Below are 24262 nucleotides of genomic sequence, written 5' to 3' on the forward strand. Positions count from 1 at the left end.
TCGGGTACGACCACGTACGTGGATTTTCAGAGGTTTATCGGAGGTTCGGATGGCAGTCGGTGTCCTGGCGATCGCTGTGTCGATCGGCACCGCACTGGGCGTGATGAGTGGAACTCTCGGAGCGCCCGCACAAGTCGAGAAGAACGAGTCTTCGAATGCTGCAGTCTCACTTGCAGCCTGGAACGGACCGGCACGAACTCAGGACACACCTGAGGGAATCGTGCCTTCCGTACCCTCCAACTTTCCGGGAGCGACATTGGCGCCCGTGGGAGCGGTGGCAGTGTTCGCGCCGTGGATCAAAAAGGCCGGTGCTCTGTGCTCGGAGATCACGCCCGCGGTGATCGCCTCGCTGTACTCGGTCGAGAACGGATTCAAGTACGGACCCGATACCGACATCTCACCGGAAGGTGGGCGCGGGCCTGGCCGCTTCACCACCGCAGCGTGGACGGCATACGGCAAGGACGGTGACGGCGACGGAAAGATGGACATCCTGGGCGTTGCCGATCCGGTGATGACAACCGGATACCGGTTGTGCGATCTCGTGAAGCAAGCGCAGTCCTGGCAGAAGTCCGGTGAGGTCGAGGGCGATACCGTCGACCTCGCGCTCGCTGCCTACGACGTCGGGCCGGACGCAGTTCGCGAAGCGGGCGGCGTTCCGGCAGACAAGTCGGGCGAGGTTCCTGCGGAGCAGGCGGTCGCCGCTCCGTTCGTCGCCCAGATCAAATCGTTGCAGGACTCGTTCGCCCTGATGCTTGCGCCCTTCGACTACAACAACCTCGCCGCAGCGGTGGGCGGCGTCGTCGAGGCCGGTCTGAAGTTTCTCGGATTGCCGTACGTGTGGGGTGGCGGAAACATCAACGGGCCGTCGATGGGCGGGTTCGACTGCTCGGGGCTGACGTCGTACGCGATCCACGCGGCCACCGGGGTGACTCTGCCCCGGACCTCGGAGACGCAGTGGGGTGTCGGCGTCGAGATCCCGCTGGATCAGGCGCAGCCCGGTGACCTGTTGTTCGGCAACTGGCAGGCAGGCGGCCCCGGCCACGTGGCGATCTACGTCGGCAACGGTCAGATGCTTCACGCACCCACGTTCGGCGACGTGGTGAAGGTCGGCCCGATCTTCGCCGGCATGAAGGCTCGCCGCGTGGTGTGAGTGGGCAGGAAACGGCGAGCGTCGACAGAGCAAGAAGCGCCACCCGACCGAGTCGGGTGGCGCTTCTTTTCAGAGCTGGTACAGCCGATCAGCTGTGGTAAGGCTCCGCGCTCAGCAGCGTGACCTTCATGGTGCTGCCGTTGGGCAGGTTGTACTCACGCGTGTCGCCGACCTTGGCTTCGAGCAGCGCGCCGCCCAGCGGTGAGTTCGGCGAGTAGACCTCGAGCTTGGCGTCACGTGCGCCTTCTTCGCGGGTAGCGATCAGGAACGTCTCGGTGTCACTCTCGTCGCCGTCGTAGTAGACCTTGACTACGGATCCGGGCAGTGCGACACCGGACTGAGTGGGGGCCTCGCCGACCTTTGCGCTGTTCAGCAGCTCCTGGAGCTGGCGAATGCGGGCTTCCTGCTGACCCTGCTCTTCGCGGGCAGCGTGGTAGCCGCCGTTCTCCTTCAGGTCGCCCTCTTCGCGACGCTCGTTGATCTCGGCGGCGATGACCGGGCGATTGGCGATGAGCTGGTCGAGTTCGTTCTTGAGCCTGTCATGTGATTCCTGGGTAAGCCAGGTCACCTGGGTCTCGGTCATCTCGATCACTCCCTAGTAGTCGGAGCCGGGGGCTCCCTCGACGATCGCTGCAACAGCAGCGAACAACGACACAGAAGCACCACCAGGGATGCAACCTTGCCGTCAAACCTTGCGTCAATGCAGCAATACACGGTTCCACCCGGAACCGTGTATCGGGCAATTCTATCACGCATGACTACCCGCCCTGTCCGGCGTCAAACGTCCGGCAGGGTGGGTGCGTTCCGAGGTCAGCTCTTGGTCAGGTACTCCGGAACGTCGAAGCTGCAGCCGTAGACGTCGGCCATGCCTGGCGGCTGGGACGTCTTGACCTCGGTGTTGAACTCGAGGGTCTGATGTTCCGACGACGGGACGTAGACCTCACGTCGACCGGTTTCGGAGCCGTCCTTCGAGCGTGCGCGCACGATGCACATCGCTTCACGCGACGAGTCGTCGCGTGTGACGGTGAAACGGATCTTCACCGTGGAGTCGTTGGCGATGTCGAACGAGATGGTCTCGGTCTCGATTTCCTTGACCGCAAATTTTCCGTACGCGTAGTACGCGATTCCGCCGCCTACGACGATGACGAGAGCGGTCAGAGCCCACACCATCCACTTGCGGGGACTGCCCGTGCGAGTTGTGCTCGGGTACCGATCTTGGGGAAGCGGTTTGCTCATCACTCTGCTCTCGAAGACTCGAGTTCGCGTGTCGTGCAGCAACTGACTGTGTCCCGCCGGATTACCGAAGGGGTCACGGCTGCGCCAGGAACTCTCGGGTGGAACTATAGAGGACGTATCCCGTCGCGCCGTCGGTAGGTTTGTCGGCAGTCGGTACGTTTGACGGCAACGGCCCGGAGTAATCCGAGCGGTGCACAGCGTGTGATTCGAAGACTGCCGGTGACGGCTACAGGTGAACTGCCGGTGACGGCTACAGGTGAACTGCCGGCAACGGCTACAGGTGAAGTTGAGGTGAACGAACACGTGAGCGGATTCCGGCTCATGGCCGTCCATGCCCATCCCGACGACGAGTCGAGCAAGGGTGCGGCCACCACCGCCCGTTATGCAGCCGAAGGCCACGAAGTGATGGTCCTGACGCTCACCGGGGGTGAGCGTGGCGACATTCTCAACCCGGCCATGGACGTTCCCGGTGTCCGCGATCGAATCAGCGAAGTTCGCCAGGAGGAGATGGCCGAGGCCGCTCGCATCCTGGGCGTGAAGCAGCGCTGGCTCGGTTTCGTCGATTCCGGGCTTCCCGAGGGCGACCCTCTTCCGCCGCTGCCCGAAGGGTGCTTCGCCCTCGTTCCGCTCGAAGAGTCGACGCGCGCTCTGGTCAAGGTGATTCGCGAGTTCCGTCCCCACGTCGTCACGACGTACGACGAGAACGGCGGATACCCGCACCCGGATCACATCCGGTGCCACGAGGTGACGATGGCAGCCTACGAAGCCGCCGCCGATCCCGAGTACTTCCCCGAGGACGGTCAGCCGTGGGAAATCAAGAAGGTCTACTACTCGCACGGATTCATCCGTAAGCGCCTCGAACTCTTCCAGGAGGAGTACGAGCGTCGCGGAGAGCCGTTCCCGATGGCGGACTGGCTCAAGAAGTGGAAGACCGAACGCGGCGACATGATGGTCCGGGTGACCACTCAGGTCACGTGCGGCGACTACTTTCCCCAGCGTGACGATGCTCTGCGCGCACACGCGACGCAGATCGATCCCAACGGTTCGTTCTTCGCTGTGCCGCTCGACATTCAGCAGAAGATCTGGCCCACCGAGGAATTCGAGCTCGCCAAGACGCGGGTCACCACGTCCATTCCGGAAACCGACCTGTTCGCAGGTCTCGAAGAGGACGCTCAGAAGTGAATGCTCTGTCCGCCGAGGTAGTTCTCGGCACCACACAATTTCTTGCTCAGACCCCGAGTAATCCATCCGGCCCGGAGTTCGGAAAGTCGTCTCCGGTCGGCCTGCTGGTGATTCTTGCGCTGCTCATCGGTGTGATCCTCCTGGTTCGGTCGATGAACCGGCAGCTCAAGAAGCTGCCGGAGACGTTCGAACCGGATCATCCCGAACTCGATCAGCAGGCAGACGAAGGCACCGACCGGGGAGCTATCACTGCTCCGAGCCCGGCGGACCCCAACGTCTCTACCGAGAAGAAGCCCAAGCAAGAATCCTGAGACGAACGAGGTAGCGGCGATGGACCCACGGATGCGGAACAACCTGGGTGGGTCCTCGAGCCCTTACCTGCGTCAGCACGCCGACAATCCGGTCCACTGGCAACAGTGGGGCGAAGAAGCGATGGAGTGGGCGCGCGAGCGCAACGTGCCGATCCTCCTCTCGATCGGATACTCGGCGTGCCACTGGTGCCACGTCATGGCGCACGAGTCGTTCGAGAACGACGAGATCGCGGCCGTCATGAACGCGAATTTCGTCTGTGTGAAGGTGGACCGAGAAGAACGTCCCGACATCGACGCCGTCTACATGAATGCGACGGTTGCGATGACCGGCCAGGGCGGCTGGCCCATGACCTGTTTCCTGACTCCCGACGGTTCACCGTTCTACTGCGGCACGTACTACCCGCCGACGCCTCGCGGCGGAATGCCCTCGTTCACACAGCTTCTCGAAGCGATAGTCGACACCTTCACGAATCGGCGCGACGAGGTCGACAACGCGGCGCAGTCGATCGTCACGGAACTTCAGCGCGCGTCGGGCGGGATTCCGTACGGCGGAGCGCCTATCGACGCCGAGCTGCTGAACGCGGCGGGTCGATCGATCCTCGGCGACGAGGACGTCCCGCGCGGGGGATTCGGTGGGGCACCGAAGTTTCCACCGTCGGCACTACTGGAGGGGCTGCTCCGACAGTACGAGCGAACGGGTTCGGGCGAGATCCTCGGCGGCATCGAGCGCACCGCCGAAGCAATGGCACGTGGCGGGATCTACGACCAGTTGGGTGGCGGTTTCTCGCGGTACTCGGTCGATGCCGAGTGGGTGGTTCCGCACTTCGAGAAGATGCTCTACGACAATGCGCTGCTCCTGCGGTTCTACGCGCACTGGGCGCGGCGCACCGGATCGGACCTCGCCACTCGCGTCACCGAGGAGACCGCAAGGTTCCTGCTCTCCGATCTGCTGACCGAGAACGGTTGCTTCGCTTCGGCTCTCGATGCCGACACCGACGGCGTCGAAGGCCTCACGTACGTATGGACGCCGACGCAGCTGGTCGAGATTCTCGGCGCGGAGGACGGGCAGTGGGCGTCGGAGTTGTTCCGGGTCACCGATACCGGAACCTTCGAAGAGGGTGCGTCGGTACTGCAGTTGCTCCGTGACCCCGACGACTGGTCGCGCTGGCAGACGGTCTCCGACGCTCTCCGTGCCGCCCGGGCTCAGCGTCCACAGCCTGGCCGCGACGACAAGGTGGTGACGGCCTGGAACGGGTTGACCGTCACGGCCTTGACGGAAGCCGGACTTGCCCTGGACCGACCCGACTGGATCACCGCGGCGGCCGAGTGCGCAGGCGCTCTTCTCGACCTTCACCTGGTGGACGGTCACTTGCGTCGCGCTTCCCTCGGCGGGGCTGTCGGCGCCCCGACGGGTGTGCTCGAGGATTACGCAATGTTGGCCACCGGCCTCCTGGCTCTATATCAGGCAACGGGATTGGCGCGGTGGCTCGATGCGGCGCAGCAGTTGCTCGACGTCACTGTCGACCACTTCGCTGATCCGGCCGAGCCGGGAAGCTGGTTCGACACGGCCGATTTCGCGGAGTCGCTCGTGACTCGGCCCCGAGACCCGTTGGACGGCGCGACGCCGTCCGGTGCGTCGAGCGTCGCGGAGGCTCTGTTGACCGCAGCGGCGTTGACCGATGCCGAGCGCTCTTCTCGTTACGCCCAGGCCGCGGCGGACGCGCTGGCGAGGGCCACGCTGCCGCTCGAGCGTGCGCCTCGGTCGGCGGGGCACTGGCTCGCGGTGGCGGAAGCGTCGTTGCGTGGTCCGATACAGGTGGCCGTCGTCGGGGAAGGTTCGCTGTTGGCCGATGCCCGCCAGCTTGCGCCGGGTGGTGCAGTGGTTGTCGGGGGTGCCCCGGATTCTTCACCGCTGCTTGCAGATCGACCCCTCGTCGACGGAGGTGAAGCCGCGTACATCTGTCGGGGATTCGTGTGTGATCGGCCGGTGACGACGGTGGTGGAACTGGCGAGTCAGTTGAACACGACGAGCCATACCGCGATGTAGTGGCAGATCGCTGCGACGACCGTCGCGGCGTGGAAGAACTCGTGATGCCCGAACGTCGTGGGCCACGGGTTTGGCCATTTCGTCGCGTACAGAATTGCGCCGACGCTGTAGAAGATTCCGCCGACGAGCAGCAGCACCATCGGCGCCACACCGACCTGGTGCGTCAGTTCACCGACCACGGGAACGATCGCCCAACCGAGGAGCAGGTAGAGCGGGACTCCCACCCATTTCGGGGCGGTGGGCCAGAGCATCTTGAGTGCGACGCCGGCGAGCGCGCCTGCCCACACGATCGCGAGGATGATCTTGCCGGTGTGAGTCGGGAGGCCGAGCATGGCGAACGGTGTGTAGCTGCCGGCGATGAAGAGAAAGATCATCGAATGGTCCGCACGCTTCATCCACGTACGGCCCTTGACCGTCTGCCACTGGATGCGGTGATACGTCGCACTGATGCCGAAGAGGCCGCAGATCGTGACGCTGTAGATCGCGGTTGCCCAAGCCGCTTTGGCGCCGACCTGAGCGCCGGCTACGGAGACGAGAACGACGCCCGCGACGACGGAGACACCGAGCGCCCACAGATGGATCCAACCGCGCATGCGTGGTTTGACCGGAAGCTCGTCGACCCCGAATGCCGTCATGTGCAACCCCTCTCGTTCCGTACTGTTGCGAACCGCGTAACCTACGGTACCGTAGGTTACGCATCAGTAGCATAACCTACCTGCGGGTTTTCGACGCGTACAAAAACCGTGACGGCGCTCGCATGTGGCTGTCACTGCCGGGCGTAGTCTTTGACACCATGGTGATGTCACGGTGAATCTGCGCGGACTGCTGTACAGCATCTACGAGCGACGACTCCTCAGTCATCTCGACGGTCTCGCGCACCCACGGCACGTAGCCGTGATGTGTGACGGAAATCGGCGATGGGCTCGCGAGAACGGCTTCACCGATGTCAGTCACGGGCACCGCATGGGCGCGCTCAAAATTGCCGAATTGCTCGAGTGGTGCGACGCCGCCGGAATCGAGATGGCAACCATCTACCTGCTCTCGACCGAGAACCTGCGCCGCGAGCCGGAAGAGCTCGACACCCTCCTCGAAATCATCACCGACGTCGTCGAAGAGATCTCCGGGCCCGGCAAGAACTGGAGTGTGCAGATCGTCGGTGCTCTCGATCTTCTGCCTCCCGAGCAGTCCAGGCGCTTGCGGGAAGCGGCGGCGGGGACGAGCGGCCGAACCGGGACACATGTCAACGTCGCGATCGGATACGGCGGGCGTCAGGAGATCGCCGACGCCGTCCAATCGCTCCTGCGCGACAAGATCGGTGCGGGTCTGAGCGGAGACGAACTGATCCAGGCCGTCACGGTCGACGGCATCGACGGGCATCTGTACACGTCGGGACAGCCCGATCCGGATCTGGTGATCCGCACCTCCGGCGAGCAGCGGCTCTCCGGATTCCTGTTGTGGCAGAGCGCCTATTCGGAGATCTGGTTCACCGAGGCGTACTGGCCCGAGTTCCGTCGAGTCGACTTTCTTCGAGCCTTGCGCGATTACGCGGCGCGCCACCGCCGGTTCGGCGCCTGAGCCGTCTCAGAGCTTGCGCAGCCGCAGCCGGTTGATCGTGTGGTCGGCGTCCTTGCGCAGCACCAGGGTTGCGCGGGGACGGGTGGGGAGAATGTTCTCCACCAGGTTCGGGTGATTGATCGAGTTCCAGATCTCCTTCGCCGCGATGGTCGCGTCACGGTCGGAGAGGCCGGAGTAGTGGTGAAAGTGGGCGTTCGGATCGGCGAACGACGTGTTGCGTAGCGCGAGGAACCGCTGGATGTACCAGGCTTCGATGTCCTCGATGCGGGCGTCGACGTAGATCGAGAAGTCGAACAGATCGGAGACCATCAGACGCGGGCCGGTCTGCAGGACGTTGAGGCCCTCGATGATGAGGATGTCGGGCTGGCGGATCAGGTGGTACTGGCCCGGGATGATGTCGTACGACGTGTGCGAATAGACCGGTGCCGCTACCTCTTCCGCCCCGGACTTGACTTCGGTGACGAAGCGCAACAGCTTGCGGCGATCGTAGCTTTCGGGAAAACCCTTGCGGTGCATGATGCCCCGACGCTGGAGTTCCCTGGTCGGATAGAGGAATCCGTCCGTGGTGACGAGGTCGACGCGCGGATGGTGATCCCAGCGGGCCAGGAGAGCTTGCAGCACACGAGCAGTCGTGGATTTTCCGACCGCGACCGAACCGGCGACGCCGATGACGAAGGGCACCTGACGGTCGGGATGCTTCTCGCCGAGGAAGGTCGCGGTGGCCGCGAACAGTCGTTGGCGTGCCGCTACCTGTAGGTGGATCAGACGTGCGAGGGGGAGATAAACCTCGGCAACTTCTTCGAGATCGATCTGCTCGCCGAGACCACGCAGGCCGTACAACTCGTCCTCGGTCAACACCAGTGGCGTCGACTTACGCAGTGTCCGCCACTGCTTGCGGTCGAACTCGACGTAGGGACTCGATTCGTTGGTGCGCGCCATCAGCCCAGCTCACCGGCACGTAGTGAACCCGGGGCCCGGCGGACGAAACAGCTATGCGAGCAAGCCAGGCGCGTGTGCGCACGATCCGAGTGCATAGTCGGATTGTGCTCGGTGCCACGTCCGGGACTTTCGCCGGGTGGCATTCCGGAGCGAGCGACTAGGCTCGGTCGTTATGGATCCAGACACACTTGTTCGCCAATACCTGCTGCTCGGACTGGGTTTCGACCGTCTCGAAGACGGGTTCGTCGACGCGTTCACCGGTGACCCGGCGCTGCGAAAGCAGATCGAGAGCGCCCCGAAGCCCGATCCGCGTGAACTTGCCCGCACGGCACGTGAATTGCGGGGCGAGTTGGCCGGAAGTGGTCTAAATGCCGAACGCTCCCACTTCGTCGACGTACACCTTCGCGCCCTGGAATGCTCCGGGCGCAAGTTCGCGGGTGAGGACATCGGCTTCGTGGACGAGGTCGAGGCGTACTTCGACGTCCGAATCGAGAAGGGAAACGAGGACGCCTACAGCGACGCTCACCGGTTGATGGGTGAAGTTCTGCCCGGTCCGGGACCGTTGGCCGAGCGGGTGCAGGCCCATCGCAAGGCCGACGAGATCCCCGCGGCGAAACTGAACGAATGCGTCGAGGCAATGTCGAGTGCGCTGCGCGATCTGGTCCGCGGCACGTTCGGGCTTCCCGCGTCGGAAACCGTCGAATACGAAGTGGTGGGGGACAAGCCGTGGTCCGGCTTCAACTACTACCTCGGTGACTACCGCTCCAAGGTTGCGATCAATTCGGATCTGCCGCAGTTCATGGCCAACCTGCCGCGGCTGATCGCGCACGAGTCCTACCCCGGCCATCACACCGAGCATTGCCGTAAGGAAGCCGGTCTGGTCGGTTCGGGCCAGCTCGAGCAGACACTGTTCCTGGTCAACACGCCGCAGTGCATCATGGCCGAAGGCCTCGCGGATTTGGCGCTGGAAGCGATTGTCGGCCCGGACTGGGGTTTGTGGGCGCAGGACATCTACGCCGATCTCGGCTTGTCTTTCGACGGGGAAAAGGCGCAACGGCTCTCCGCCGCGTCGGGGCAACTGCTGAGTGTCCGGCAGGATGCGGCGCTGATGTTGCACGACGAGGGGCGCAGCCTCGACGACGTGGCGCTGTTCCTCGAACGGTGGTCGCTGTCGACGCCGGAACGCGCTCGCCAATCGCTCAAGTTCCTGTCTTCGCCGCTGTGGCGGGCATACACCAGCACGTATGTCGAGGGATACCGGCTGCTCGGGGGCTGGCTGGACGAGGTGCCGGTGGGCGCGGAGCGCACCGAACGCTTCCGCAGGCTGCTCGACGAGCCGCTGGTCCCCAGCTCTCTGCGTGCTGCCTAGTGCCGGGTGGAGACGGCGGGAGCGAACTTCGTAGACTGGACGCATTCGTTTCCGCATCCAGCTTGGAGATTCCTCGATGACCGCTGTGCCCGGCTCCGACGTCAACTCTGCATCACTCGCCGAACTCGACCCCGAAGTCGCCGAGGCGATGGCTGGTGAATTGGCTCGTCAGCGCGACACGCTCGAGATGATCGCGTCGGAGAACTTCGTTCCCCGCTCGGTTCTGCAGGCTCAGGGCAGCGTCCTGACCAACAAGTACGCCGAGGGCTACCCGGGACGTCGTTACTACGGCGGTTGCGAGCACGTCGACGTCATCGAGGATCTGGCGCGCAACCGTGCGAAGGAACTCTTCGGTGCAGAGTTCGCGAACGTTCAGCCGCACTCGGGCGCACAGGCCAACGCTGCTGTTCTGATGGCACTGATGAACCCGGGTGAGAAGCTGCTCGGCCTCGACCTTGCACACGGCGGTCACCTCACGCACGGCATGAAGCTCAACTTCTCCGGCAAGTTGTACGACGTCGCGTCCTACGGCGTCAGCAAGGAAGATCACCGCATCGACATGGACGAGGTGCGCTCGATCGCCCTCGCCGAGAAGCCGAAGGTCATCGTTGCCGGCTGGTCCGCGTACCCGCGTCAGCAGGACTTCGCGGCGTTCCGCGCGATCGCCGACGAGGTCGGGGCGTACCTGTGGGTGGACATGGCTCACTTCGCCGGACTGGTTGCGGCAGGACTGCACCCGTCGCCCGTCCCGTACGCAGACGTCGTCTCCTCGACCGTCCACAAGACCCTCGGTGGTCCGCGTTCGGGCCTGATCCTGGCGAAGAAAGAGTGGGCCAAGAAGCTCAACTCCGCTGTCTTCCCCGGTCAGCAGGGTGGACCGCTCATGCACGCCATCGCGGCCAAGGCAGTCACCTTCAAGATCGCTGCCGGTGAAGAGTTCAAGGATCGTCAGGCACGCACCCTTTCCGGTGCGCGCATCCTTGCCGAGCGTCTGGGCAACAAGGACGTCGCAGACCAGGGCATCAGCGTCCTGACCGGCGGCACTGACGTCCACCTCGTGCTCGTGGACCTGCGTAACTCGCAGCTCGACGGCCAGCAGGGTGAGGACCTTCTGCACGAAATCGGCATCACGGTCAACCGCAACGCTGTTCCGTTCGATCCCCGCCCGCCGATGACCACCTCCGGTCTGCGTATCGGTACCGCAGCGTTGGCCACTCGCGGATTCGGCGATGCCGAGTTCACCGAGGTCGCCGACATCATCGGTACCGCTCTGGCCGGCAACGCGGATCTGCCGGCGCTGCGTGCGCGCGTCGCCAAGCTCGCTCTCGACCTTCCGCTGTACGACGGTCTCGAGAACTGGGGCCTGCTCAGCAAGAACGTCTAGGAATTCCTTCACCGACGGCCCGGTCCCTTTTTAGGGGCCGGGCCGCTGGTTTTTTGCCAGTCGCGGATTGTGGCATCGGTCACATGACCGATGGTGGCCGAGTTCGGTGCTTCCTAGCCTGAGAGCATCACCCCTCCGGCGAAGGAAACCCCATGACCGAACAGAATCTGCATTGGCTCTCCGCTACCGAGATGGCGGCGTCGGTCGCGTCGAACAATCTCTCGCCCAACGAGATTGCCGAAGCGATGATCCAGCGCGTCGACGCCGTCAATCCGTCGATCAACGCGATAGTGCAGTTCGATCGCGAGCAGGTGACGCGCGATGCGGCCGAACTCTCACGGCAACAGGAAGCGGGCGAGAAGCTCGGCCCGCTGCACGGCGTTCCGTTCACGATCAAAGATCTGACGGCAGTCGACGGGCTGCCGACCACGTTCGGGATGAAGCCGACGGCCGACAACATCGCGACGGGAAATGCCGTCGTCGTGGACAGGCTGCGTGGCGCCGGCGGACTGTTCCTGGGAAAGACGAACACCCCCGAAAGTGGTTACTACGGAGGCACGGACAACCACCTGTACGGGCCGACGCACAACCCGTGGAAGCTCGGCAACAGCGCGGGCGGGTCCAGTGGCGGTGCGTCGGCTGCCGTGGCTGCAGGCCTCGGGCCACTCGCCGAGGGCAGTGACGGCGCGGGATCGGTGCGTATCCCGTCGGCGCTCTGCGGGGTCGTCGGGTTGAAGCCGACCACCGGCGTCATCCCGCAGACCATCCTGGCCGGGCGCTTCTACAACTGGGCGTATCACGGTCCGATCACCCGGACTGTTGCCGACAACGCGCTGATGCTCGACATCATGGCCGGGCCGGACAATGCGGACCCGCTCTCGATCGAGCGTGCCGAGACCTCGTACGTCGAAGCCTCGAAGGGCGACGTGAAGGGCCTTCGCGTGGCGTGGTCGACGAATCTCGGTCTCGGCCATGTTGATCCGGAGGTGCTGGCGGTGTGTCTCGACGCGTTGTCGGCATTCGAGGAATTGGGTGCCCGGATCACCGAGGCGACCCCGCAGTGGGGAAATCCGTCGGCGTCGATGTGGAACGGCATCTGGGTTCCCGGTTTCGCTTCCGAATACGACTTGCTCGACTGGGAGAACCAGCGCGGCGAGGTCGACGACAACCTGATCGAGATCATGCACGAGGCCGAGCGGCTCACCGGTGTCGACGTCGGGCGGGCCGACGCATTCCGCGGCGTCATGTGGGACACGTGGACGACGTTCATGAACGACTACGACGTGTTGGTCTCGCCGACCCTGGCTTCGGCCACGTTCCCGCTCAGTCAGTTCGCGCCGTCGTGGCTCGAGGGTGCGTCGCTGCGTGAGCAGTTGCTCGATTGGCTCTTCACCTACCCGTACAACATGCTCAACAATCCGGCGATCACCGTGCCCGCCGGATTCACCGCCGACGGTCGACCGGTGGGGCTGCAGATCGCCGCACGTCACCGCCGGGACGCACTGGTCTTGCGGACTGCCGCGAACTTCGAAGCGGTGCGTCCGTGGGCGGACAAGAAGCCGGCCGATTCACTGGTCGTGGCCTAGCTCACACGATTGGCTAGATTGGTGTGATGACGTCTGTACTGCCTGATCGCGGCGCTGGACCTGACATGTTCGCGCCGCGATCGCCGGCGGCCGGGGCGTACGGCATTCTCGGCCTGTGCGCCGAAGAACTCCGCGCTCGTGGACTCGCGTACTCGGCTGCGGCGGTCACGTACCGGGACCCGTCGAGCGGAAGGCATCGGGCTCTGGCGAGTTCCGGATACGACGCCAGGGTGCTCGAGTTCCTGCTCGAGGACTTCGTCGCCGATCGCAATCTCTTCGGCATCATTCGCGAGGCTTCGGGCGTGCCCGTGTTCTGGCAGGACGTGCCACGATTCGAGCAGGTCGAGATGGTCACCGATGTTCTGCGGCCGTCCGGGTACGCCGAGGGTGCCTCGGTCGCATTGGGGTTCTCCGGCCGTGAGGTGACCGGATTGCTGCACATGAGCTTCGCGGATTCCGGCGTCGTCGATCGCGTACGGGAGGTGGTGGCGGCGTCCAGCGCAGCCTGCTCGCGCGTCGTGGGGGACCAGGTGGCGCTCGATCGTGTCCATCTGAGCCCACGGGAGATTCAAGTACTGCAATTGGTGGCCAGGGGCGCGGGCAATGTCGAGATCGCCGAGGAGTTGTTCGTCAGCCGTCGCACCGTCGCCACCCATCTCGAGAACATCTTCGTCAAGACCGGAACCAATTCGCGGGTTCAGGCAGCGGTGCGCGCCGCGAAGTGGGGTCTGATCGAGTCCTGAGTGACGCCGAATCACACGAGTGGCATTTTGTTACCTGGCGTTCACCAGATGTGCGGCTCGTTCCGTGGCGCGAGTGTCCGATCCGCAGTACCGTCGGCAGTAACGAGTAACCAGAAGTTACTTGTGCGGGAGGTTCTGATCGTGACTGAAACACTCAGTACGAGAGGGCCGGCGCCCGGCCCTTGTTTCAGCTGACACAGCGTCACCTGACACCAGAGCCGTCCGGCCCAGCGAGCTGAGTTTGCGCGGGTGCCGCGCAGACCTAGGAGCCCAACGTGACTGCATCACGCTCCGTCTCTGCCCACTCGGCCCGGGCTGATCAATCAGCCGGGAATCATTCGGGAGATGCACTTCGCACGTACGTCTTGGATACCTCGGTACTACTGTCCGATCCATGGGCTGTCACTCGATTCGCCGAACACCACGTGGTACTCCCACTGGTCGTGATCAGTGAACTCGAAGGCAAACGGCACCACCACGAACTGGGATGGTTCGCCCGAGAATCGCTCCGCATGCTCGACGATCTACGGATCGAATACAGCCGCCTCGACCGTCCGGTGCCGATCGGCACCGAGAACGGGACACTGCAGGTCGAACTCAATCACACCGACCCTGCGGTGCTGCCCGTCGGATTCCGCACGGACAGTAACGATTCGAGGATTCTGGCGTGTGCGCTGAATCTTGCTGCGGAGGGCAAGGATGTAGTCCTCGTCAGCAAGGACATTCCGCTTCGCGTGAAGGCAGGCGCGGTGGGACTACCTGCCGACGAGTACCACGCTCACGACGTCGTGCCATCCGGATGGACGGGCATGACTGAGCTGGACGTCGCCTCGACGGACATCGACGAGCTGTTCAACGAGGGTTTCCTGGACCTCGACGAAGCGCGAGATCTGCCGTGTCACACGGGTCTTCGCCTGCTCGGTGGTTCGTCGAGCGCCCTCGGTCGGGTGACTCCCGACAAGCGCATCCAGTTGGTGCGCGGTGAGCGCGAGGCGTTCGGGTTGCACGGCCGCTCCGCCGAGCAGCGCATTGCGCTCGATCTCCTCATGGACGAGAGCATCGGCATCATCTCTCTCGGTGGTAAGGCGGGCACCGGTAAGTCGGCCTTGGCTCTGACGGCAGGTCTGGAAGCGGTTCTCGAGCGCCGCACTCAGCGCAAGGTTGTCGTCTTCCGTCCGTTGTATGCCGTTGGCGGACAAGAACTCGGCTACCTTCCCGGTAGTGAGAGCGAGAAGATGGGCCCGTGGGCTCAGGCCGTTTTCGACACTCTCGACGGGTTGGCCTCGCCAGAGGTTCTCGAGGAGGTTCTCGCCCGCGGAATGCTGGAAGTGTTGCCGCTGACGCATATTCGCGGTCGGTCGCTGCACGATTCGTTCGTGATCGTCGACGAAGCGCAGTCGCTCGAACGAAATGTTCTGCTGACAGTGCTTTCTCGTCTGGGAACCGGCTCGCGAGTGGTCCTCACGCACGACGTCGCGCAGCGTGACAACCTGCGAGTGGGCAGGCACGACGGAGTTGCGGCCGTCATCGAGAAGCTCAAGGGGCACCCGCTTTTTGCGCACATCACACTCACGCGCAGTGAGCGTTCGCCGATCGCCGAGTTGGTGACCGACATGCTCGAGGAGTTCGGCCCCACTTCCTGAGAAGTGATCTCCCCGTGCGGACTTCGGTCTGCACGGGGAGATGCCTGGGTTTGAAGTTGTTCAGTTTTGCAGCGGTCCCAGTTCGTTGTCGAGAACTTCCTGCACCACACGCATCGCCGCCAGTCCGGCCGGAGCGCCGCAATACGCGCTCGCGTGGATCACGGTTTCGACGATCTCGGTGCGCGTCAAGCCGTTTCGCAATGCCCCACGTACGTGGCCTTTGAGTTCGTTCTCGGCGCGCAGCGCGATCAGCATCCCCAGATTGATCAGACTGCGACTGCGGCGATCGAGTCCGGGACGCGTCCATACCGAACCCCAGACGTTGGCCGTCACGAAGTTCTGCAGTTCTTCGCTGTCCGTTCCCCGGGTGCGCTCGAAGGCGGCGTCGACGAAATCGGCCCCCATGACTTCGGTGCGCACAGCCAATCCGGCGTCGAAGGAGTCAGGCGTGGTGTTTTCGGACATGGCAGGTTCGCTCGCTTTCGGCAGGTGATTTCAGGCCGGAGCAAGCCTACTTCGTGTCCCGGTCCCGACGACTGCGCGGCCGACCGCGGTCACCACGCCCCACGCGACGTCTCGCAGACTGAAGTAGTCCCGCCAGACGCAGACCTTGCCGTCGCGCAGTTCGAAAGTTCCGCATACCCAGAACTCGATGCGCAGCGGTCCGACGGTGAGGATGTCGGTGCGTTCGGTGAGCACCGTGGACTCGTCGCCGACGATGTGGTGCATCTCCGCCTCGAATTTCAGTGAAGGCTTGGTGACCAGACGTAGCGCTCGCACGACGGTCTTCTTGCCTCGCAGGGTGGGGAGCGAGACGTTCTGCCAGACGATGTCGTCTGTCATCAATTCGGCTGCGGCGTCCACGTCGAAATCGGTGAGGGCCGCGAACATTGCGTTCACCGTGGCTGTCGAACTACTCATGGGGTGTCCTTGGCTGATTATTCGGCCGGTGTTGCCCGGATGAAGGTACCGAGATGATCGTGATCGAAGTACTCCAAGGTTAGCGAGTTTCCGTCGAAGGTGGCCTTTGAGACCGTCCCGGCCGGTGCGTTCTCGCCGCTGAGCGGGAACGTGAAGGTGTTTCCGTCCCAGTGGGTCAGAGGGTACGTCGCGGCCGCGGGACCCATGGTCAAGGTCAGCGCACCGTTCTGCTGCGTCACGAGCGCGGGACCCCAGTACGGATTGCCGTAGTCGCCGGTCAATTGGTCTGTCGGTGGCGCGGGAGCGGGGGAGGCCGGCGGCGTCTTCCCGGCAAGTTCGCCCTCAGGGTCGGCCTGTGAGGCAAAGGACGCTTCGTACAGCGGGCGCCACTCGCGGGTGATCTTCCCGAACTGCACCAGATCGGCGAATTCGGCGGTCAAAGTCTCTGCGACGCCGGTGGGCGTGCCGTTGGTCAGAACGACTATGCCGACGTCAGCGGAGGGAATCGTCACGAAATTGGTCCCGGCACCGAGCAGGAAGGCGCCGGAGTGGCTGGCGGTCACACGGCCTGCCGCGCTGTCGGAAACGTTGAACCCGTAGCCGTAGAAGCCGGAACGTTCCCCGATTTCCTGCGCATGGCGCGAGACGATTTCCGGGTTGACTGCGGGCACGAGCGCATCCGTCTGAACGACCTGCTGCCCCTGATACCGACCGCCAGACAGCACCATGTCCAACCACTTGGCCATGTCGTTCACCGAGGAGCTGACTCCACCGGCGGGGGATTGGGCGTCGGCGTCCCGAACCGGCCCTACCTTGTACTTTCCGTCTTCGAGGATATGGCCGACTGTTCGATTTTCTCGGGCTTGGTAATCGGCAAACCGCGAAGACGTCGAAGTCATACCGAGCGGACCGTAGATCGTGTTCTGCGACAGCGTTTCCCAATCGGTGCCCGCCGCGGCTGCAACGGCCTCCGCACCGGCTGTGACGCCGAAGTTCGTGTACTCGTATGTGATTCGGAATGGATTGAGCGGTAGTTGGCGAAGTTTTTCGAGTACCTGGGCCCGGTTGTAGCCCAGGTCCTCCAGCCCGTCGCCGGCGTGGTCCGGTAACCCCGACCGATGCGTGTAGAGATCGGAGATCGTGAGGTGGTCGGTCACCCACGGATCGGCAAGCGCAAACCCCGGCAGTTTCGATATCACCGGAGTGTCCCAGTCGACGGTCCCGATTCCGACTTCGTGGGCGACCACCGTGGCCCCGACCGATTTCGACACCGATGCCAGTTGGAACACGGTGTCGGCATCGACGGTGGCGCTCTTACCCAACTCGCGAACCCCGAATCCCTTTGCGTACACAGTCTTACCTCCGTGCACCACGGCCACCGCCATGCCGGGAACACCGGAACTTGCCATGAGATCGTTCGCGAGGTCGTCGAGCTTCCCGACCGCGTCGTCGATTTGCCCGTCCGGGATCGGCACCCCGGCGTCGAGACCCGGGCTGGCGTCGCTGACGACCGGCCCGGGCGCCGAGGTGGTGTCTGAATCGGACGAGCATCCGGCGAGCAGGGCGACCGTCAGTACTACCGGAACCGCCGCTGCCGACAGTCGCGAGCTGTTTCTACTGGTGATGGACACGAGATTCTCCCTAGCAGGGTTGTCGTCGGTACCACTCGGTCAATCCAGTATCGGGGAACGGCGGGCTGATATTGGGACAAATCGGGAAACCTTGTAGCTACTTCGGGGTCTTGGTTGTCAGACTGCCGAGAATGGAGCCTTCCGTGACCGGCTTCCAAGGGAGCAACAACGCGACCAGCAGAGCGGTGATCAATGCTGCTCCGACCGTGAAGTACGACGCGATGGCGAAGCCTTCCAGGCATGCGGTCTTCATCGTGTAGATCAGACTGTCCTTCTGCTGCTCGAAGAGCGGACTGATGTCGCGGGAGCGGATTTCGATGACGCTGAGCACGGACTCACGAGCGAAGCCTTTCTCCTGCGCCGACATCACGGCGTCGGGAATGGCGTCGACGATCGGAGCCACCTTGGACGTGTAGTACGAGGCGACGATCGAACCGATGACGGCGACGCCCAGGGTCCCGCCGAGCTCACGCGTCGTGTCGTTGACTGCCGAACCTGCCCCCGCTTCGTCGAGGGGCACCGAGGACATGATGGAGTCGGTCGCCGGTCCCTGGACAATTGCGAGGCCCAGACCCATGAGGACCATCGAGATCACGACGGGTCCGAGGTAGGGCGTCTCGACGGTCGTCCGACCCGCCAGGTACATCCCGCCGCTGAGTACCAGGAGGCCGAACACCATCACTGCAGTCGTGCCGAGTTTCTGTGCCGCCAAGGTGGCGACTGGGGCGCCCACGGCGACAGCTGCAGCGAAAGGCAAAGAGTGGATGCCGAATTCGAGCGGCGAGTACTCCCGAACGCCCTGGAAGTACTGCGTGATCAGGAACAAGAATCCGAACATGCTGAAGTAGCTGACAGCAATAGCCAAGGCGGGGAAAGAAAACCGCCGGATTCGGAAGAGATTCATGTTCAGGATCGGCGCGTCGGTGCGCAGTTCCCATGCGACGAATGCGGCCAACAACACTGTCGCAGAGAGGTATCCCGTGATGCTGAATGTCGACACCCATCCGCGATGTGGTGCGTCGATGATGGTCCACACCAGAATGACGATGCCCAGTAGCGACAAGATTGTTCCGACGAAATCGAATCGGCCGACGTGGAGCGCCTTCGATTCCGGAACAACCAGCAGCACACCCACGATGACCAACAATGCTGCCGGAACGTTCATCCAGAACACCGAGTGCCAGGAGAAGTGCTCGAGAAGCCAGCCGCCCGCAGTCGGGCCGATGGCAATCGCGAAGCCGGCCATTGCGGTCCAGGCCGCGATGGCGATGGCTCGTTCTCTGGCGTCGGTGAAGATGTTGGTGATCATGGCCAATGTAGCCGGAAAGACCGCTGCGGCAAAGACACCCATGGCGGCTCGCGCCATGATCACCTGTTCGAGGTTGGAAGCCAAGGCGCCGACGAGCGACATCGCACCGACGCCGATCAAGCCGATGATCATCACTCGGCGGCGTCCGAAGCGGTCACCCAGGTGGCCGAAAGTGAGTAGGAACCCGGCGAAGGTCAACGTGTACGCGTCGACGATCCACTGCAGGTCGCTGACGCTGGCGAACAAGTCGACGCTCATCGTCGGCAGTGCGACGTTGACCACTGTGTTGTCCAGCACGACAAGGAGTTCGGCGAGGCAGATGAAGATCAGCGCAGTGAATCGACGTGACTTGGTCATCATGGGCGCCGAGGGCGCCGGTGCAAGTGTGTGAGACATGTTTGTACGCCATCTCTGCTCCTGCGCGGACGGCAGCAGCGGTTGGAAGAAAGAGGGTTGGTCAGCTCGGGGCCGAGACCAGAGCCTTGAGGTGAGCGCCGATGCGATCGAGAGGCGCCGTGGTGTGCTGAGCTTTTGCCATCAGCGTCGCGCCTTCGATTGACGCGATCACGACGGTTGCCCACTGTGCTGCAGTCTCGGACGGCTGTCCCTGCTGCCAGAAGAACGATGTGAGAAGCGATTCCCACGAGGTGAAGGATTCGCCCGCAGCAGTTAATGCCGCCGGCGTCGACGCGCCCTCCACTGCCGCGGCTGCGACCGGACAGGAGGAGGTGAAATCGCTCTCTACCAAGCTGTTTCGAAATATCGTGACAACCGCGTCGATGATCTCCGGTGGGGAAGACTGAGCGATCATCGAACTGATGGCGGCACTGACGCCCCGGCCGAAGTAGGCAACTGCTTCGCCGGCCAGCTGTCCTTTGCCCTCGGGAAAGTAGTGGTACACCGACCCGCGGGGAGCTCCCGAGCGTTCGACGATCTCGGTGAGCGAGGTCGTCGCGATCCCGTGTTCACGGAAGGCATTGATGGCGCCGACCAGCATCAGAGTGCGGGAATCGGAGTCGGCCATCCCGCCATCGTATGCAATCGCAGTGCTGTTCGAATCATCTGGTGCCGCTGATTCTCTTGGTACTCCCCACTTGCGACGCGCTGCGGCGATCGGACAACGCGTCTGCGGGCCGGTCATGGCAACGAGGCGTCTCGAGGTGTGTTCATCACTGCCTCCCAGTATGTCGATCGGTATAGGAACGAATCTGAGACTAGATGTAACCGACAGACACAGTCAAGTGTTGTGTGCAGGTGGTGGGTATCGACGGAGATTCTTGGTGGCAAAACTCCCCGAACAGTGGTTATATCGTGCGGTATAGAGCTGTTGTTTCGAGCACCAGCTTCGGAGGAGAGGAAACGACATGCCGGTACCGACGTCAGTTGCACGAAAACGAAGAATCGAAGTCGCAGTCGGGAAGTATTTCGCCAATCCGCTGGTCACCGGATTGAATCGGATCGGTTTGATGCCGTCGTTGATGACCGAGATCGAGACGGTTGGACGCCGAACCGGTCTGACCCGCCGAGTGCCCGTTGCGATCACCTACGACGGTGACGAGGCGTGGGTCATTGCGCAGCATGGCACCGGCACGGGGTGGGGTGCCAATATCTCTGCGACGCCGAAGGTTCGGATCCGTCGCCGCGGCGAGTGGGTGGACGGACAGGCCCAGATCATGCCGGACGACGACGTGCCGGCACGGGTGAAGACATTTGCGTCGGGGAAGATCAGATCGGCGCTGACGGCCTCTGCCTTTCGCGGATTGCAGACCGACCCGGTCAGTGTTCGCATCAGGCTTGAACTCGATCCGTCAACCGATTGAATCAACGGGAGTTGAAATGGCCGGTGCGGAATGACCCGGTGCGTTCTCGTCGTTGACGAATGCAGCGGTGGCGCGATCGCCACTCCACACGACGAAGGAGCAGGATCATGCGCATCGGAATCATCGGAGCCGGTCAGATCGGTGGCACGCTCACACGTAGGCTCGCTGCGCTCGGTCACGACGTGCGCGTCTCGAACTCGCGGACACCGGACACCCTTGCAGAACTGGAAGCGGAGACGGGCGCGAAGGCAGTCCGCAGCACCGAGGCCGCCGAGGGTGCCGAGCTGGTCATCGTGAGCATTCCGCAGAAGAACGTGGTCGATCTACCGGCGGGGATCCTCAGCGGTGCGGTCGCCGGTGCCCCCGTCATCGAGACCAACAACTACTACCCGCAACAGCGTGACGGTCTGATCTCGGCCATCGAGGACGGACAGACCGAAAGCGGATGGGTGCAGGAACACCTGGGTGTACCGGTATTCAAGGCGTTCAACGGAATCTGGTGGAAGCATCTCCTCGAGAAGGGCCTTCCCGAAGGTGCAGAGGGGCGCATTGCGCTACCCATCGCCGGCGACGACGACGCGAACAAGCAGGTCGTCTTCGATCTGATCAATCAGTTGGGCTTCGATCCCGTCGATGCGGGAACGATCGACGATTCCTGGCGTCAGCAGCCGGGAACTCCCGTGTACGGCAAGGATTTCGATCGCGAAGCGACGCTGAAAGCATTGGCCGAGGCGAGTCCCGATCGCACCGACGAGTGGCGGGCAACCGCTGCGGTGTGAGTGCAAGGGTGGCGGTTTCCGAAGTGGAAACCGCCACTCTTTTGTTTGTTCAGTCCTTGACCTTCGCCATCGCCAGAACGTCGAGACGCTTGTCGAGTTCTTCCTCGCTCAGCTTGTCCGGGACGAGTCCGCGCTCGATGACGACCTGACGGATCGTCTTCTTCTCCTTGAGTGCCTGCTTCGCGACGGCTGCGGCTTCCTCGTAACCGATTGCCGAGTTGAGGGGCGTCACGATCGACGGCGACGATTCGGCGAGTGTCTTGAGGTGCTCCTCGTGCGCGACCAGTCCGCTGACGCACTTGTCGGCGAACAGTCGAGAGACGTTGGCCAGCAAGGTGAACGACTCCAGCAGGTTGCGGGCCATGACCGGGATGTAGACGTTGAGTTCGAAAGCTCCGGCGGCGCCACCCCACGCGATGGCGGCGTCGTTTCCGATCACCTGAGCCGCAACCTGAGTGGTTGCCTCGGGCAGGACCGGGTTCACCTTTCCGGGCATGATCGAGCTTCCCGGCTGCAGATCAGGGAGTGCGATCTCGCCGAGTCCGGTCAGCGGACCCGATCCCATCCACCGAATGTCGTTGGCAATCTTCGTCAGTGAGACGGCGATGGTCCGCAGCGCGCCCGATGCCTCGACCAGTCCGTCACGCGCGGCCTGCGCTTCGAAGCTGTTCTTCGCCGGAGTCAGCGCGTCGACGCCGGTCGACTTGACCAGTTCGGCAACAACTTTGGGGCCGAATCCATCCGGAGCATTGAGGCCGGTGCCGACTGCTGTTCCGCCGATCGGCAGCTCGCCGAGGCGGGGGAGTGTTGCGTTGACGCGCTCGATGCCGGCCTCGATCTGACGTGCGTAGCCGCCGAACTCCTGACCGAGCGTGACCGGCACAGCGTCCATCAGATGGGTGCGTCCGGATTTGACGACGGTCTTCCACTCGGTCGCCTTCGTGGCAAGCGCAGCATGCAGATGTTCCAGTGCCGGAACAAGATCGGTGACCGCTGCTTCGGCGGCTGCGACATGCGTGGCGGTGGGGAAGGTGTCGTTGGAGGACTGCGACATGTTGACGTGATCATTGGGATGTACGTCCACACCGGCGGCCTTCGCGATGGATGCGATGACCTCGTTGGCGTTCATGTTCGAACTGGTTCCCGAGCCGGTCTGGAAGACGTCGATGGGGAACTGATCGTCGTGCTTGCCTTCGGCGATCTCGTTCGCGGCGGCTATGATTGCGTCGGCCTTGTCCGCGTCGAGGAGTCCGAGGTCCTTGTTGACCTGCGCACACGCTGCTTTCAGCAGGCCCATTGCGCGGATCTGGGTGCGCTCGAGCGGGCGCCCGCTGATCGGGAAGTTCTCGACTGCACGCTGGGTCTGTGCTCGCCACAGTGCGTCGATGGGCACCCGAACTTCGCCCATGGTGTCGTGTTCGATTCGGAACTGTTGATCGTTGCTCTCCGTCATGGCTCCACATTGCCACTTTTCGAGAGCGGGTAGGGGGCTACGTCCCCCGTGAGCGGTTAAGGAGTGCAGGGACTCCCTAACCACTCACGGGGCGGAGCCCATCAGAACGTCGGGGGAACCGCGCCCTCTTCGCCGTCGAAGTCGACGGAGCTGTACTCGCGCAGCTTCTCGAGACGGTGGTACGCGTCGATCATGCGAACGGTGCCGGACTTGCTACGCATCACGATGGACTGCGTGCTGGCGCCGCCGCCGTAGTAGCGGACGCCGCGCAGGAGGTCACCGTCGGTGACGCCGGTGGCGCAGAAGAAGACGTTCTCGCCCGAGACGAGATCTTCGGTGGACAGGATCCGATCGAGATCGTGACCGGCGTCGATGGCCTTCTGCCGCTCTTCGTCGTCGGTGGGGGCCAGCTTGCCCTGCAACGATCCACCCATGCAGCGCATGGCTGCTGCGGCGATGATGCCCTCTGGCGTTCCGCCGATGCCCACGAGCATGTCGGTGCCGGACTCCGGACGCGCTGCGGCGATCGCGCCGGCAACGTCACCGTCGGAGATCAGACGGATACGAGCGCCGGTGTCGCGGACGTCCTGGATCAGCTGGTTGTGACGCGGGCGGTCCAGGATGCAGATCGTGATGTCGGAGACCGACGCCTTCTTGACCTTGGCCACGCGCTTGATGTTCTCGGCGATCGGTGCGCTGATGTCGATGACATCTGCGGCATCCGGCCCGACAGCGATCTTCTCCATGTAGAACACGGCCGACGGATCGAACATCGCGCCGCGCTCGGCAACAGCCAGAACAGAGATCGCGTTGGGCATGCCCTTGGACATCAAGGTGGTGCCGTCGACCGGGTCGACGGCGAAGTCACAGTCGGGGCCGTCGCCGTTTCCGACCTCTTCGCCGTTGAACAGCATCGGCGCTTCGTCCTTCTCGCCTTCACCGATGACGACGATGCCGCGCATCGAGACTGAGGAGACGAGCTGACGCATGGCGTCGACGGCTGCTCCGTCGCCGCCTTCCTTGTCGCCGCGGCCTACCCAGCGGCCGGCAGCCATAGCACCGGCTTCGGTGACTCGGACCAATTCGAGTGCGAGGTTACGGTCCGGGGTCTCACGATGAGTGCTGCTGGCCGTCATGTGCGGTGCCTCCTGGCGCGGTCGCGGTCGACGGGGTGTGTCGACGCA

General features: G+C 63.5%; 23 protein-coding genes. 12 read left to right on the forward strand and 11 right to left on the reverse strand.

Annotated features, from left to right (window positions below; translation table 11 throughout):
* Positions 1 to 49 precede the first annotated feature (49 nt).
* On the forward strand, positions 50 to 1150 hold the full coding sequence (locus tag ABIE52_RS30955) for a C40 family peptidase (RefSeq protein ID WP_003943296.1): 1101 nt from the start codon (positions 50 to 52) through the stop codon (positions 1148 to 1150).
* Between the two features lie 88 nt (positions 1151 to 1238).
* Here ABIE52_RS30955 and greA read toward each other — a convergent pair whose 3' ends face one another.
* Complete coding sequence (gene greA, locus ABIE52_RS30960; protein ID WP_007726385.1) at positions 1239 to 1733, reverse strand: transcription elongation factor GreA; 495 nt, start codon at positions 1731 to 1733, stop codon at positions 1239 to 1241.
* A gap of 227 nt (positions 1734 to 1960) precedes the next feature.
* Positions 1961 to 2386: a DUF4307 domain-containing protein gene (locus ABIE52_RS30965; RefSeq protein ID WP_007726384.1), complete on the reverse strand. Its 426-nt coding sequence runs from the start codon at positions 2384 to 2386 to the stop codon at positions 1961 to 1963.
* A 303-nt stretch (positions 2387 to 2689) separates the two neighbouring features.
* On the opposite strand from ABIE52_RS30965, the gene mca reads away from it, so the two are divergent.
* The 3 genes from mca to ABIE52_RS30980 are packed head-to-tail and all read left to right on the forward strand — an operon-like array spanning position 2690 to position 5926.
* Positions 2690 to 3568, forward strand: coding sequence for a mycothiol conjugate amidase Mca (gene mca / locus ABIE52_RS30970; protein ID WP_007726383.1), 879 nt, complete (start codon positions 2690 to 2692; stop codon positions 3566 to 3568).
* Complete coding sequence (locus ABIE52_RS30975) at positions 3565 to 3879, forward strand: hypothetical protein (protein ID WP_003943283.1); 315 nt, start codon at positions 3565 to 3567, stop codon at positions 3877 to 3879. Before mca ends, ABIE52_RS30975 begins: the two co-directional genes overlap by 4 nt.
* Positions 3880 to 3898: 19 nt before the next feature.
* Positions 3899 to 5926 (forward strand): thioredoxin domain-containing protein, encoded by a 2028-nt coding sequence (locus ABIE52_RS30980; protein WP_047270318.1) that lies wholly within the window; start codon positions 3899 to 3901, stop codon positions 5924 to 5926.
* On the opposite strand, the gene trhA is transcribed toward ABIE52_RS30980, so the two are convergent.
* Positions 5893 to 6561: a PAQR family membrane homeostasis protein TrhA gene (trhA, locus tag ABIE52_RS30985; protein WP_042920879.1), complete on the reverse strand. Its 669-nt coding sequence runs from the start codon at positions 6559 to 6561 to the stop codon at positions 5893 to 5895. The two genes, ABIE52_RS30980 and trhA, sit on opposite strands and share 34 nt — an antisense overlap.
* Before the next feature lie 172 nt (positions 6562 to 6733).
* On the opposite strand from trhA, the gene ABIE52_RS30990 reads away from it, so the two are divergent.
* Positions 6734 to 7501 (forward strand): isoprenyl transferase, encoded by a 768-nt coding sequence (locus ABIE52_RS30990; protein ID WP_003945211.1) that lies wholly within the window; start codon positions 6734 to 6736, stop codon positions 7499 to 7501.
* A 6-nt stretch (positions 7502 to 7507) separates the two neighbouring features.
* Here ABIE52_RS30990 and coaA read toward each other — a convergent pair whose 3' ends face one another.
* On the reverse strand, positions 7508 to 8440 hold the full coding sequence (coaA, locus tag ABIE52_RS30995; RefSeq protein ID WP_003945270.1) for a type I pantothenate kinase: 933 nt from the start codon (positions 8438 to 8440) through the stop codon (positions 7508 to 7510).
* A gap of 172 nt (positions 8441 to 8612) precedes the next feature.
* On the opposite strand from coaA, the gene ABIE52_RS31000 reads away from it, so the two are divergent.
* The 5 genes from ABIE52_RS31000 to phoH2 all read left to right on the forward strand — a co-directional run bounded on the left by ABIE52_RS31000 (position 8613) and on the right by phoH2 (position 15165).
* Positions 8613 to 9809 carry a hypothetical protein gene (locus ABIE52_RS31000; protein WP_007726370.1) on the forward strand — a complete coding sequence of 399 codons (1197 nt, stop codon included), beginning with the start codon at positions 8613 to 8615 and terminating at the stop codon, positions 9807 to 9809.
* A 76-nt stretch (positions 9810 to 9885) separates the two neighbouring features.
* The gene (gene glyA, locus ABIE52_RS31005) at positions 9886 to 11193 is read left to right on the forward strand and encodes a serine hydroxymethyltransferase (protein ID WP_003945195.1); all 1308 of its coding nucleotides are present in this window, start codon (positions 9886 to 9888) and stop codon (positions 11191 to 11193) included.
* Positions 11194 to 11345: 152 nt separating this feature from the next.
* Positions 11346 to 12779: an amidase gene (locus tag ABIE52_RS31010; RefSeq protein ID WP_192712322.1), complete on the forward strand. Its 1434-nt coding sequence runs from the start codon at positions 11346 to 11348 to the stop codon at positions 12777 to 12779.
* Between the two features lie 26 nt (positions 12780 to 12805).
* The gene (locus ABIE52_RS31015; protein ID WP_030536254.1) at positions 12806 to 13522 is read left to right on the forward strand and encodes a helix-turn-helix transcriptional regulator; all 717 of its coding nucleotides are present in this window, start codon (positions 12806 to 12808) and stop codon (positions 13520 to 13522) included.
* A gap of 275 nt (positions 13523 to 13797) precedes the next feature.
* Positions 13798 to 15165, forward strand: coding sequence for an RNA 5'-3' helicase PhoH2 (gene phoH2 / locus ABIE52_RS31020; RefSeq protein ID WP_007726365.1), 1368 nt, complete (start codon positions 13798 to 13800; stop codon positions 15163 to 15165).
* Positions 15166 to 15225: 60 nt separating this feature from the next.
* Here the strand turns inward: phoH2 and ABIE52_RS31025 are convergent, their stop codons facing one another.
* From ABIE52_RS31025 to ABIE52_RS31045, 5 genes are all read right to left on the reverse strand, one after another.
* Positions 15226 to 15630 (reverse strand): carboxymuconolactone decarboxylase family protein, encoded by a 405-nt coding sequence (locus tag ABIE52_RS31025; RefSeq protein ID WP_003945227.1) that lies wholly within the window; start codon positions 15628 to 15630, stop codon positions 15226 to 15228.
* Positions 15631 to 15660: 30 nt separating this feature from the next.
* A complete protein-coding gene (locus tag ABIE52_RS31030) occupies positions 15661 to 16086 on the reverse strand; it encodes a limonene-1,2-epoxide hydrolase family protein (protein WP_007726363.1) in 426 nt (141 codons plus the stop codon).
* Positions 16087 to 16103: 17 nt separating this feature from the next.
* Positions 16104 to 17717, reverse strand: a complete 1614-nt coding sequence (locus ABIE52_RS31035) for a serine hydrolase (RefSeq protein WP_050656894.1) — start codon at positions 17715 to 17717, stop codon at positions 16104 to 16106.
* Between the two features lie 97 nt (positions 17718 to 17814).
* Entirely contained in the window at positions 17815 to 19386 is a 1572-nt protein-coding gene (locus ABIE52_RS31040) for an MFS transporter (protein ID WP_050656893.1), read from the reverse strand.
* Between the two features lie 97 nt (positions 19387 to 19483).
* Positions 19484 to 20050, reverse strand: a complete 567-nt coding sequence (locus tag ABIE52_RS31045; protein ID WP_003945239.1) for a TetR/AcrR family transcriptional regulator — start codon at positions 20048 to 20050, stop codon at positions 19484 to 19486.
* Between the two features lie 340 nt (positions 20051 to 20390).
* Here ABIE52_RS31045 and ABIE52_RS31050 point away from each other — a divergent pair, with 340 nt between their 5' ends.
* Positions 20391 to 20846, forward strand: coding sequence for a nitroreductase family deazaflavin-dependent oxidoreductase (locus ABIE52_RS31050; RefSeq protein ID WP_007726357.1), 456 nt, complete (start codon positions 20391 to 20393; stop codon positions 20844 to 20846).
* A gap of 59 nt (positions 20847 to 20905) precedes the next feature.
* Complete coding sequence (locus ABIE52_RS31055) at positions 20906 to 21625, forward strand: NADPH-dependent F420 reductase (RefSeq protein WP_074447084.1); 720 nt, start codon at positions 20906 to 20908, stop codon at positions 21623 to 21625.
* A gap of 49 nt (positions 21626 to 21674) precedes the next feature.
* Here ABIE52_RS31055 and ABIE52_RS31060 read toward each other — a convergent pair whose 3' ends face one another.
* Together ABIE52_RS31060 and glpX are read right to left on the reverse strand one after the other, a co-directional pair.
* A complete protein-coding gene (locus ABIE52_RS31060; protein ID WP_007726353.1) occupies positions 21675 to 23078 on the reverse strand; it encodes a class II fumarate hydratase in 1404 nt (467 codons plus the stop codon).
* 101 nt (positions 23079 to 23179) lie between these two features.
* Positions 23180 to 24214 carry a class II fructose-bisphosphatase gene (glpX, locus tag ABIE52_RS31065; RefSeq protein ID WP_003945202.1) on the reverse strand — a complete coding sequence of 345 codons (1035 nt, stop codon included), beginning with the start codon at positions 24212 to 24214 and terminating at the stop codon, positions 23180 to 23182.
* Between the last annotated feature and the right edge of the window lie 48 nt (positions 24215 to 24262).

It is taken from the genome of Rhodococcus sp. OAS809, assembly GCF_040546695.1.
Classification (GTDB): Bacteria; Actinomycetota; Actinomycetes; order Mycobacteriales; family Mycobacteriaceae; genus Rhodococcus_F; species Rhodococcus_F qingshengii.

Coding starts and splice junctions, on each gene's coding strand:
- ABIE52_RS30955 (WP_003943296.1), top strand. CDS start 50: ATGGCAGTCGGTGTCCTGGCGATCGCTGTGTCGATCGGCACCGCACTG.
- greA (WP_007726385.1), bottom strand. CDS start 1,733: ATGACCGAGACCCAGGTGACCTGGCTTACCCAGGAATCACATGACAGG.
- ABIE52_RS30965 (WP_007726384.1), bottom strand. CDS start 2,386: ATGAGCAAACCGCTTCCCCAAGATCGGTACCCGAGCACAACTCGCACG.
- ABIE52_RS30980 (WP_047270318.1), top strand. CDS start 3,899: ATGGACCCACGGATGCGGAACAACCTGGGTGGGTCCTCGAGCCCTTAC.
- trhA (WP_042920879.1), bottom strand. CDS start 6,561: ATGACGGCATTCGGGGTCGACGAGCTTCCGGTCAAACCACGCATGCGC.
- coaA (WP_003945270.1), bottom strand. CDS start 8,440: ATGGCGCGCACCAACGAATCGAGTCCCTACGTCGAGTTCGACCGCAAG.
- ABIE52_RS31000 (WP_007726370.1), top strand. CDS start 8,613: ATGGATCCAGACACACTTGTTCGCCAATACCTGCTGCTCGGACTGGGT.
- glyA (WP_003945195.1), top strand. CDS start 9,886: ATGACCGCTGTGCCCGGCTCCGACGTCAACTCTGCATCACTCGCCGAA.
- ABIE52_RS31010 (WP_192712322.1), top strand. CDS start 11,346: ATGACCGAACAGAATCTGCATTGGCTCTCCGCTACCGAGATGGCGGCG.
- ABIE52_RS31015 (WP_030536254.1), top strand. CDS start 12,806: ATGACGTCTGTACTGCCTGATCGCGGCGCTGGACCTGACATGTTCGCG.
- ABIE52_RS31025 (WP_003945227.1), bottom strand. CDS start 15,630: ATGTCCGAAAACACCACGCCTGACTCCTTCGACGCCGGATTGGCTGTG.
- ABIE52_RS31030 (WP_007726363.1), bottom strand. CDS start 16,086: ATGAGTAGTTCGACAGCCACGGTGAACGCAATGTTCGCGGCCCTCACC.
- ABIE52_RS31040 (WP_050656893.1), bottom strand. CDS start 19,386: ATGATGACCAAGTCACGTCGATTCACTGCGCTGATCTTCATCTGCCTC.
- ABIE52_RS31045 (WP_003945239.1), bottom strand. CDS start 20,050: ATGGCCGACTCCGATTCCCGCACTCTGATGCTGGTCGGCGCCATCAAT.
- ABIE52_RS31050 (WP_007726357.1), top strand. CDS start 20,391: ATGCCGGTACCGACGTCAGTTGCACGAAAACGAAGAATCGAAGTCGCA.
- ABIE52_RS31055 (WP_074447084.1), top strand. CDS start 20,906: ATGCAGCGGTGGCGCGATCGCCACTCCACACGACGAAGGAGCAGGATC.
- ABIE52_RS31060 (WP_007726353.1), bottom strand. CDS start 23,078: ATGACGGAGAGCAACGATCAACAGTTCCGAATCGAACACGACACCATG.
- glpX (WP_003945202.1), bottom strand. CDS start 24,214: ATGACGGCCAGCAGCACTCATCGTGAGACCCCGGACCGTAACCTCGCA.